This is a genomic window from Parasediminibacterium schistidii, assembly GCF_046546515.1.
Taxonomy (GTDB): Bacteria; Bacteroidota; Bacteroidia; order Chitinophagales; family Chitinophagaceae; genus Parasediminibacterium.
This window is the reverse complement of sequence record NZ_JBKHKJ010000005.1, coordinates 183,164-193,825: the sequence shown is the minus strand read 5'-3', so window position 1 is coordinate 193,825 and position 10,662 is coordinate 183,164. Positions and strand designations below refer to the sequence as shown.

8 protein-coding genes are annotated in these 10,662 nt (G+C 41.0%); 1 reads left to right on the top strand and 7 read right to left on the bottom strand.

Annotation, left to right across the window (positions count from 1 at the left end; translation table 11 throughout):
- Positions 1–228: 228 nt before the first annotated feature.
- From ACHFIY_RS04760 to ACHFIY_RS04740, 5 genes are all read right to left on the bottom strand, one after another.
- The gene (locus ACHFIY_RS04760; protein WP_410844922.1) at positions 229–459 is read right to left on the bottom strand and encodes a hypothetical protein; all 231 of its coding nucleotides are present in this window, start codon (positions 457–459) and stop codon (positions 229–231) included.
- A gap of 193 nt (positions 460–652) precedes the next feature.
- Positions 653–2,329 (bottom strand): sodium:solute symporter family transporter, encoded by a 1,677-nt coding sequence (locus ACHFIY_RS04755; protein ID WP_410844921.1) that lies wholly within the window; start codon positions 2,327–2,329, stop codon positions 653–655.
- A 260-nt stretch (positions 2,330–2,589) separates the two neighbouring features.
- Positions 2,590–3,921, bottom strand: coding sequence for a xylose isomerase (gene xylA, locus ACHFIY_RS04750; RefSeq protein ID WP_410844920.1), 1,332 nt, complete (start codon positions 3,919–3,921; stop codon positions 2,590–2,592).
- 146 nt (positions 3,922–4,067) lie between these two features.
- Positions 4,068–5,543 carry a xylulokinase gene (locus ACHFIY_RS04745; RefSeq protein ID WP_410844919.1) on the bottom strand — a complete coding sequence of 492 codons (1,476 nt, stop codon included), beginning with the start codon at positions 5,541–5,543 and terminating at the stop codon, positions 4,068–4,070.
- Positions 5,544–5,939: 396 nt separating this feature from the next.
- Positions 5,940–7,169: an NADP-dependent isocitrate dehydrogenase gene (locus tag ACHFIY_RS04740; RefSeq protein WP_410844918.1), complete on the bottom strand. Its 1,230-nt coding sequence runs from the start codon at positions 7,167–7,169 to the stop codon at positions 5,940–5,942.
- Positions 7,170–7,858: 689 nt separating this feature from the next.
- Between ACHFIY_RS04740 and ACHFIY_RS04735 the strand changes: the two genes are divergently transcribed.
- On the top strand, positions 7,859–8,299 hold the full coding sequence (locus tag ACHFIY_RS04735) for a UPF0158 family protein (RefSeq protein ID WP_410844917.1): 441 nt from the start codon (positions 7,859–7,861) through the stop codon (positions 8,297–8,299).
- A 14-nt stretch (positions 8,300–8,313) separates the two neighbouring features.
- Here ACHFIY_RS04735 and ACHFIY_RS04730 read toward each other — a convergent pair whose 3' ends face one another.
- Both ACHFIY_RS04730 and ACHFIY_RS04725 read right to left on the bottom strand, forming a co-directional pair.
- Complete coding sequence (locus tag ACHFIY_RS04730; RefSeq protein WP_410844916.1) at positions 8,314–8,898, bottom strand: LutC/YkgG family protein; 585 nt, start codon at positions 8,896–8,898, stop codon at positions 8,314–8,316.
- Positions 8,899–9,245: 347 nt separating this feature from the next.
- The gene (locus ACHFIY_RS04725) at positions 9,246–10,622 is read right to left on the bottom strand and encodes a lactate utilization protein B (RefSeq protein ID WP_410844915.1); all 1,377 of its coding nucleotides are present in this window, start codon (positions 10,620–10,622) and stop codon (positions 9,246–9,248) included.
- Positions 10,623–10,662: the final 40 nt, after the last annotated feature.

Below are 10,662 nucleotides of genomic sequence, written 5' to 3'. Positions count from 1 at the left end.
CTGGTCAGGTTGTGGCCGCAGGTTTCGCCAAGTTGCCTTTGTCTGCTGTTTGGGATTGTCCAACCAGTTTTGATGTATCTTATTTCACCTGTCTTATATAGTATAACTGTGTTTTGTTTGTCGCTGATTGTTGCAAAAGTAGGGTGCGAAAATGGCAGCTAACTCATAAATAGGCGTAACACCCATTGCGCCAAGCCCTTCAAAAATATGCGTATTGCCGCATGTTTTTTAATATCTGCGCCTTATTTTTATTATCTGCAACTTGCTGCCAATTCTTTGCAGTGCTTCCCCAACAGTTCGCAGCACGCTTCCAATCATCCGTAGCGTTTCCCCAACCGTTGGCAGTACGCTGCCAATCATTCGCAGTACTTCCCCAACAGTCGGCAGTACGCTTCCAAACTTTGGGCAACACTGCCAGTCGTCCGCAGTGCGCTGCCAACCGTTGGGAATTGCTGCCAATGGTTAGGAGAGTGCTGGAAAATAAAATTGCAGGTACTCGTACAGTAATGGAAAACTTTTTTTATTATAGGGCTCACCAAAAAACACTCCAAAATGAGTACGTATTTCATCCCAATATCCTCTCCTAAGAAAAAGGGCTGCCCCAATATTATTAGGACAGCCCGATACAAAAGATATATGAACAAATTTCTGATTACCAGAAGAAAGAATACAAGGCAACCAACACACCTACAATAATCAAAGCACCCACTGCAAAACCATTGGTGGTTTTAAACATGCTGCTGTCAATTTCAAGGCCATTTGTTTTAACGCCCCTGCTATTGTCTATCATGCTGATAATACCCATCATCACAACACAAATAACAAAAACAAAGCCCATCCTGTCTAGGAATGGTATTTCGTAAACACCATTGTTATTGTACGCAAAACCCATAGGTTGCAGCCATGCAAGGCTTACAAAATTTGGCAGGAATTTAAAAATAACCGACAATGCAAAACCACCTACTGTGGCAAACAATGCCGCATTGGAAGTGGCTTTTTTCCAAAAGAAACCTAGTATAAACATGGCAAAGATACCTGGGCTTACAAAGCCTGTATATTCTTGTATAAATTCAAAACCACCTTTTTTATCAATGCCCAATAATGGGGAAATTAAGCAACCAATAATCATAGCAACCAATACAGTTATTTTACCTGTGGTTACCATTGCATTTTCAGAAGCATTGGGGTTTATTTTTTTCTTGTAAATATCCAATGTAAAAATGGTGGCAATACTATTTGCTTTACCCGCCAAAGAAGCAACGATAGCCGCAGTTAAAGCTGCAACAGAAAGCCCTTTAAAACCTACAGGCAATAAGTTCAACAAAGTTGGGTATGCTTTATCACCTACTATTTCACCAGAAGCATCCATTAATTCATGGTTGGTAAAATATCCTTTTTGGTTCAATACATAAGCGGCAATACCCGGCAACACTACTATAGCTGGCATCAACAATTTCAGGAATGCTGCAAATAAAAGACCGCCACGGGCTGTTTTTAAGTCAGCACCCAATGCCCGCTGTGTAATGTATTGGTTACAACCCCAATAGTTTAGGTTCACAATCCACATACCGCCCAACAGTACCGTGAGACCCGGCAGACTTGGGAAGTTAGCATTGTCTTTCTTGAATATCATTTGAAAGTGGTCAGACGAATGATCCATCATCAGTTTAAAACCACTGATAACTCCCTCGCTTCCATATTGCTTGGCAACCAAGTCCAATGCAAGGTAGGTAGTAACTAAACCACCCAATATCAAAAAGAATACTTGGATAACATCCGTAAAACCAATCACCTTCATACCACCCAATGTGATGATAACAGCAAAAACAGCTAATGCGTACATACATACATACAGGTTAAGGCCTGAAATACTGCTGATAGCCAATGCACCAAGATATAAAATGGAGGTAAGGTTTACAATTACATACAACAATAACCAAAACACAGCCATAATCATGGCAACCGTGGAGTTGTATCGTTGGCTAAGGAATTGCGGCATGGTATATATCTTGTTTTTAAGATATACTGGGATGAAGAATATAGCCACAATCATTAGGGTTGCAGCGGCCATCCACTCGTAAGTAGAAATTGCCAACCCCATTTTAAAGCCATTCCCGCTCATGCCAATAAACTGCTCAGCAGAAATATTAGAAGCAATTAATGAAGCACCAATAGCCCACCATGTCAATGAGCCTTCTGCTAAGAAATAATCGTGCGAAGCACTTGTAGAGGCTTGCTTTTTACGGTTGTAAACCCAGTAACCATAAGAAGCCACTACAACAAAATAAACGAGGAAAACAATGTAATCGGGTGTCGATAAAGTTCTCATGGGGCAATAGCAATTGATGTTTGCGTTAAAAATAATGAATGTTTAATTATACCTTACAAATATATAGGCTTACATTAAGTGTAAGGCAGACATTTATAAAAATATTTTGCAAGCATAGTTATTTTTCACCACAATAGGCACAAAGTTGCACAGTTGCTAGATTATTGAAACAAAAGTGACCCAATATATATATAAATGAACCTATTTCCCTTGTTCCTTGCTATGTACAAATTGTGCCTATGTGGCGAAAAATTCTATCTCTAAATAAACCTGTTGATAATATTTTCCAAATACTCTTGTTTGCCGCTGATGGTAGCTGGTTCGCCATTAGCAATAGCGTAAGCCCTTAAATCTTCCAAAGATAATTTGCCTTCTTCAAATGCTTTGCCTTCAGCCGTATCGAAAGAAGCATAGCGGTTGGTCCTGATTTTTTTGTAATCAGATTTTTGCAATATTTCATCTGCCACTATCAAGGCACGGGCGAAAATATCCATGCCACCAACGTGTGCATAGAACAAATCCTGAGGGTCAGTACTGTTCCTGCGGATTTTAGCATCGAAGTTGATGCCGCCACCTTGCAATCCACCGCCTTCTAAAACCACCAACATGGTTTCTACCAGTTCGTTGATATTGTTAGGGAATTGGTCTGTGTCCCAGCCATTTTGATAATCGCCCCTGTTGGCATCCATACTGCCCAATAGACCATTATCCACCGCTACTTGCACTTCATGCTGGAACGTGTGACCCGCCAATGTAGCATGGTTTACTTCCAGATTCAGTTTAAAATCTTCCAGCAAATCAAACTTGCGCAGGAAGCCAATTACGGTTTCACTGTCATAATCATATTGGTGTTTGCTTGGCTCACAAGGTTTTGGTTCTATGAAGAATACCCCCTTAAAACCATTTGCCCTTGCATAGTCTTTGGAAGCATGCAGGAATTTTGCAAAATGCTCCTGTTCACGTTTCATGTTCGTGTTCAACAGGCTCATATACCCTTCACGGCCACCCCAGAATGTGTAGCCATCGCCACCCAATTCTATGGTTGCGTCAATAGCTGCTTTCACCTGTGCCGCACCGTGTGCCACTACATGGAAATCTGGATTAGTAGACGCACCATTCATGTATCTTTTGTTAGAAAATAAGTTGGCAGTGCCCCACAATAGTTTCACGCCGCTTGCCGCCTGCTTTTCTTTTGCATAAGCCACCAATGCCTGCAAGCGCCTATCGTTTTCTAGTATATCATTGCCATAATCTACCACATCCACATCGTGAAAGCAATAAAAAGGGATATTCATTTTGGTAATAAATTCAAAAGCTGCATCCATTTTGTCTTTCGCCCTTTCCACAGGGTCTGCCTTTACGCTCCATGGAAACAAATGTGTGGCTTCGCCAAAAGGGTCTGCCCCACTGCCGCAGAAGCTATGCCAATAGGCACATGCAAAACGCAAGTATTCCTTCATCGGTTTGCCCGCTACTATCCTGTTTTCATCATACCAACGGAAAGCCAATGGGTTGTCGCTGCCCAACCCTTCAAATTTCACTTGATTAATACCCTTGAAAAATTCTTTTCCCCCCGTAATTACTGCGCTCATTGTTATTTGTTTAAAAGGTTAAAAATTGTTTATTTGCCACAAAGGCTCGAAGGCTGAAAGAGGCACTAAGAAAAGATGTCCACCAGGGGTTGGCAACCCTTAAAACCTTTGCGCCCCTTCGTGACTTTGCGTCTTTGTGGCGATACTTACACTTGTTTCATTAAAAACCCTTTCCATTCCTCATACACATCATTATATGCCGAAGCAACGGTTGGCTCTATCAAATCCAATGGTTTTGCATTGGCAAATGCCTCTTTTTCCGATGCAAATATTTTTGCGCCAATACCTGCACCTTTGGCCGCACCTACGCTGCCATCTACCTGATACAATTCAACAGGTACATTAGTGGCATTTACAAATGCACTGATAAATACATCGCTCAAAAACAGGTTGGCTTTGCCAGCACGGATTACAGATGGGGTAATACCATTTTCCTTCATAATATCTAACCCATAGCGGAAAGAGAACGCAATACCTTCCTGCACTGCACGGAAAATATGTGCCTCTGTATGTATATTGAAATTAATATTCTGGTAATGCGCCCCTACGGTGCGGTTGTTGAAAATACGTTCAGCCCCATTGCCAAATGGCAATACAGTAAGGCCTTCTGAACCAATAGGTATTTGCTTGGCTGCTTCGTTGATGTATGGGTAGCTTTTATCAGCCGCCAATAATTTCCTTGTAAAGCTATTGGCAATGCCTGTACCATTGATACACAACAATGTACCAATACGGGTTTGCTCCGCAGTATGGTTTACATGCGCAAAGCTGTTGATACGTGATTGCTTATCATAACTCAACGTATCCCCTACCCCATAAATAACCCCTGATGTACCTGCCGTTGCGGCTACTTCTCCGGGTTGCAATACATTTAGCGATAAAGCATTATTGGGTTGGTCGCCCGCCTTATACGTAATAGGTATGCCTGTAGTAAGTGATAATTTGGCTGCTATTGACTCGCTTACCAAACCATGTTCAGTAAATACATCTTTTATGGTAGGTATAATAGAAGTATGAAAACCGTAATACCCCATTACATCTTTGGAAAGTTCCTTGTTCTTAAAATCCCAAAAAACACCTTCTGACAAGGCAGATGCTGAAGTAGTGACACAGCCACTAAGCTTCATAGCAATAAAATCGCCAGGGAGCATTATTTTGTCTATCTGTTCGTAAATATGGGGTTCATTGTCTTTTACCCAAGCTAGTTTGCTAGCGGTAAAATTGCCGGGTGAGTTTAGCAAATGGGAGAGGCATTTTTCTTCACCAATGGCTGTAAAAGCTGCGTCGCCATAAGGCACGGCACGGCTGTCGCACCAAATAATACTGTCACGCAACACATGCTGGTTCTTATCTACGCAAACCAATCCATGCATTTGGTAGGCAATACCAATAGCCGCAATATCTTTTGGGTTATAAGTACCTGTTGCATTGGCTTTTAAAATAGCCATTTGCACATGCTCCCACCACATTTCAGGGCTTTGCTCGGCCCAACCATTTTGCAAAGAGGTAATAGGCGTTTCTGTTTCCGGGTATTGTGCAGTAACAACCGTTTGTTGTGTTTGGGCATCAACTATCGCAACCTTGATAGAAGACGTACCAATATCTATCCCTAATAAAAGCATGGCAAACAATGTTTATTTCCGGATGCTAAATTAGGTTGGTGTTTAGATAATGAATGATACTTTTCTATTTATTACTGAAACTATTTTATTGATTAATCAACCAAGTATTATAAATAACAATTAAAATAGTGATTTTAAAAGGATTTTAGATAATTTATGGTAGAGCGTGCATAAGATTTTGAGGTACAAAACCTTTATAAGGTTTGTAACCTTATAAAGGTTAGCAATTGCTTTCAAAAAAAAATCCCGGGCTTCAAGCAGCCCGGGACATTCACCATAATATAATTCAACCACGGGTTGCACCCGTGGCTACTATTGTTCAACCCTTTCAGGGTTTTTAGTAACCCCAAGTAGTTTAAAAATTTCCTTCTTGAAGAAGTTATTTCAAGAACATTATTAACCCAATTTTGCTTTTAAGTTTTCATCCAAAGCATCTAAAAACTCCTCGGTGTATAGGTAATGCTCACCATGGTTCACTTTGTTGCCATGGATACAAACAGCCAAGTCTTTTGTCATCTTGCCGCTTTCAACAGTAGCTACGCAAACTTCTTCCAAGGCATGGCAGAAATCTATCAATGGCTGGTTGCCATCTAATTTGCCACGGAATTCCAAGCCCCTTGTCCATGCAAAGATAGATGCGATGGGGTTGGTAGAAGTTGGTTTTCCTTTTTGGTGTTCACGGTAGTGGCGTGTTACAGTACCATGGGCTGCTTCTGCTTCCATTACTGTGCCATCTGGTGTTACCAATACAGAAGTCATCAAGCCAAGGCTACCAAAGCCTTGTGCCACTGTATCGCTTTGCACATCGCCATCATAGTTTTTACAAGCCCATACAAAATTGCCATGCCATTTAAGCGCACTTGCTACCATGTCGTCAATCAAGCGGTGCTCGTAAGTAATGCCAGCTTCTACATATTTGGCCTTGAATTCATTTTGATATACTTCTTCAAAAATGTCTTTGAAGCGGCCATCGTATTTTTTAAGGATAGTATTTTTTGTAGAAAGGTACAAAGGCCATTTTTTAGCAAGTGCCTGGTTGAAGCAAGAACGGGCAAAGCCGAAAATACTTTCATCTGTGTTGTACATTGTCAAGGCAACACCATCGCCTTTAAAGTTGAATACTTCATAAGATTGCTTTGTGCCATCTTCGCCTTCAAATGTTACAGTCAATTTGCCCTTGCCTTTGGTTACAAAGTCGGTGGCACGGTACTGATCACCAAAAGCATGGCGGCCGATGCAAATAGGTGCAGTCCAGTTGGGTACTAGGCGTGGCACATTGCTGCAAACAATCGGCTCGCGGAACACAGTGCCATCCAAAATGTTGCGGATAGTGCCATTAGGGCTTTTCCACATTTGTTTCAGTTTAAATTCTACAACCCTTTCCTCATCGGGGGTAATGGTGGCACATTTAATACCTACGCCGTACTGTTTAATAGCATTGGCAGCATCAATGGTAACCTGGTCATTCGTTTCGTCACGGTACTCCACACCCAAGTCATAATATTTTATGTCTAGTTCCAAATATGGAAGGATTAGCTTGTCTTTAATAAACTTCCAAATGATCCGGGTCATTTCATCACCATCCAACTCTACAACAGGATTGGCTACCTTGATTTTTTGTGCCATGATTAACTATCTTTAATTTTTTATGAAGTTTACAAATGTAGGGGTTTCAACATTTTTTGCTTCAACAATTGGGCGCATAAAAGTTTTTCGCTATTTTTTATTAAAAAATCAACCTAGCCAAACCTCATCCCTTCCGAAAGACCGGGACAAGTTACCCAAAGGAAAGGGTAACAGGAACAAGGCAAAACAAAAACCCTTGCACATTTTTTATAATATCTATTTTAATGGTATTTTTATTAAAATAGTTTCAGTTTTGCATTTTTTCGGGCTTTTTCCCTTTTCGTCGTTTTTCAAAAATCGTCTCAGCCGTTTTAAATCATTGATTATCAACAATATCCACAAATTTTTAAGCGTGTTTTGTGCGTGTTTTGTGCGTACTTTTTGAGTGATTTGTGCGTGATTTATGAGTGCTTTGTGAGAAAAAGTGAGTGATTTTATACCCATAAAACAAAACCCTATTTTGGCACTACAACTATTTTAATATTAGTAAAAAAAGAACTCCGATTGGGATGTCAAGATACTAGTTTTGTAAGTAGTTTGTATCAAGTGCATTTCTAGCACAAAGATAAGGTTTTTATAGAGTGCGGGGGTATCAGGACAAAGCGAAAAAGTTTTATGCACCCCAACAATTCGGATGCCTGAATATTTGGAAGTAATCTTTTACTTTTGGCAAATTAGAACATTGCAATATGCTCACTTTTACAAAAGAAAAAATAAAAGAAATTTCAGAACAATTGGACTTGGGATTGCGGGCTTTTTTTCACAAACAAACCGGTAAATTGCTTATAGTACCCGATACTAACAAAGATTTCGATATAGAAGAAGAAGCCTGGCAAGAAGACCTAGACGAACTAGACGAAAACTTTTTGGATTATTGTGAAATTAATCCGATGGAATCCCGTGATTCATTTCAGGTAATGGCAGACTTTGCTGAAGAAGTTGCAGACCCAAAACTTAGAGCCAAACTTGTAGCAGCTTTAGAAAAGCGCAAACCATTCAGGGAGTTTAGATTTGTAATCGACAATTCAGGCGAGTATCGACAAATGTGGTTCCACTTCAAAGACAAAAGCTATATAGAGTGGGTTGAAAAGCAACTGATAAGAGAAAACGCCCTCATTTCACTTTCTTGAAAATATGCCCCACCCTATTCACCCACTAAAAACACGATCATCCCTTTAGGGCCATGCGCCCCTAAAACCAAGGATTGCTCAATGTCCGCCGTTTTGGACGGGCCAGCTATAAATACCCCAAAATCATATTGTGTGCCAGCAATTCTTTCATAAGCCTGGTGCATATTGTACACAATGTCTTTCTTATTGACCACCACAGCTAATTGCTGGGTGATAAATGGGAGTACCCGGTATTGAATAAGGCTATCCGTAATCCACATAGCCCCATTTTCAGCAACGCCAAAATGGGCGGGGATTATTGCCAGTTCTACATTTTCTAACAAATGGGCATTTTCTTTTATGCCTTCAATCAACACGGCAGTAGCGCTCAATTCTGGGATGGTGGTTACTGTTCGTAAATTAGTTGGCACTTCTTCTTTTAAAATAGTTTTAATGGCTGCATAATCAGGCACTTCATGTACAGTAATATGCAGCACATCAAGCCATTTTTTCAACTCCTCTATTTTATCATACTCCCCTTGCAATATGTCAATATTGGGCAAAGGCAATAAGGCAGGCTGGTTTTTAAGTACTTCTTTTAATATTGCTTCACGGCTCATTTGTTGTCATTTTAAACGTTACTATTTTAGAATATGTTTTTTTAGCCACAAAGGCACAAAAACACGAAGAAACACGAAGAAAAGGAAGGTTAAAAGGTACTAAGTATGCAGACATAATTAAGTTAATACTATTTATTTTAGAGACCTCACCCCAACCCCTCTCCAAAGGAGAGGGGCAAGAACGAAACCCTCTTAGAATTATATTAAGATAATTATGGCTTATTACTTAATAACATAATTTTTCTTCTTATTTTCTTTTCTTATTCTTCCCTTAAAACTTTGTGCTACTTTGAGTCTTCGTGCCTTCGTGGCAGATTAACCAAACTTGCACCTGAGTATTAACAAAATTATTTATCCCTGTTTTTCTTGTACCATTCTTTAAACGACTGCTCTGGGGCATCAGGCATTTCCCTTGCCTTGAACCAAGGGTTCAATTTGTTACTTACTACAAAAGGCGTGTTCCGCAATGCCCAACGGGCAGCTTTCCCTGAAAAATCATACACTTTTGGGGACGATAATACCCAGCCCATAATTTTCATGCTGGCCGTTTTTGAAGCGGGGCCATAGCCTTCTTTCATCAGTACCTGCCGCCATTTGTACAATTGGTCGTGAATATCAATCTTTACCGGGCAAACATTGCTGCAACTGCCGCAAAGCGTAGATGCAAAAGGGAGGTCTGCATTCTTTTTCATATCCATATTAGGCGTAAGGATAGAGCCGATGGGGCCAGCCACTGCATTGTGGTAACTATGACCGCCACTACGCCTATACACAGGGCAAGTATTCATGCAAGCGGCACAGCGGATACACTTTAGGGCATTCCTAAAATCTGCCTTGCCTAAATGGATGCTCCTGCCATTATCTACTAATACAATATGCATTTCCTGCCCAGGTAGCGGCTTTTTAAAATGGCTAGAATATGTGGTAATCGGTTGCCCGGTGGCACTCCTCGCCAGCAGTCGCAAGAAAACACCAAGATGATTCTGCTGGGGCAATATCTTTTCTATGCCCATGCAGGCAATATGCACATCAGCCAAGTGTGCGCCCATATCGGCATTGCCTTCGTTGGTACAAACGACAAATTCGCCCGTTTCGGCAATGGCAAAGTTTACGCCCGTTAAGGCAGCTCTCCGGGTTAAAAAAGTTTCCCGTAGATGTTGCCTTGCGGCAGCTGTAAGATACACAGGATCCGAAGCACCTTTGTCAGTGCCTAAGTGTTCGTGGAACAACTCCCCTATTTCTTCTTTCTTCTTATGGATGCAAGGCAGCACGATATGACTTGGCGGCTCTTTGGCCAGTTGTACAATGCGTTCCCCCAAATCGGTGTCTATTACGTCCACGCCATTGGCTTCTAGGTATTCGTTCAGGCCACATTCCTCGGTAAGCATGCTTTTGCTTTTCACCATGCGGTCTATGCCATGCTTTTTGAGGATGCCATGCACAATGCTATTGTGTTCCGCCGCATCTGCTGCCCAATGGATAATGATTCCATTGGCTTTGGCTTTCGCTTCAAATGCCTGCAAGTATTGGCTAAGGTTGCTTAGCACATTGTTTTTTATCTGCGAGGCATATTCCCTCAATTGCTCCCATTCTGGTATATTGTGGCTGGCTTTATCCCTTTTTTCACGGATAAACCAAAGGGTTTTGTCGTGCCAGCCTACCCTGTCTTCGTCTATATTAAAATCTACCGAAGCATCTGCATGATTGGTTATGTTGCTGTGCATGGATTCTGTTTTAAGTGGTATGTTTTACGTTATAAGTTAT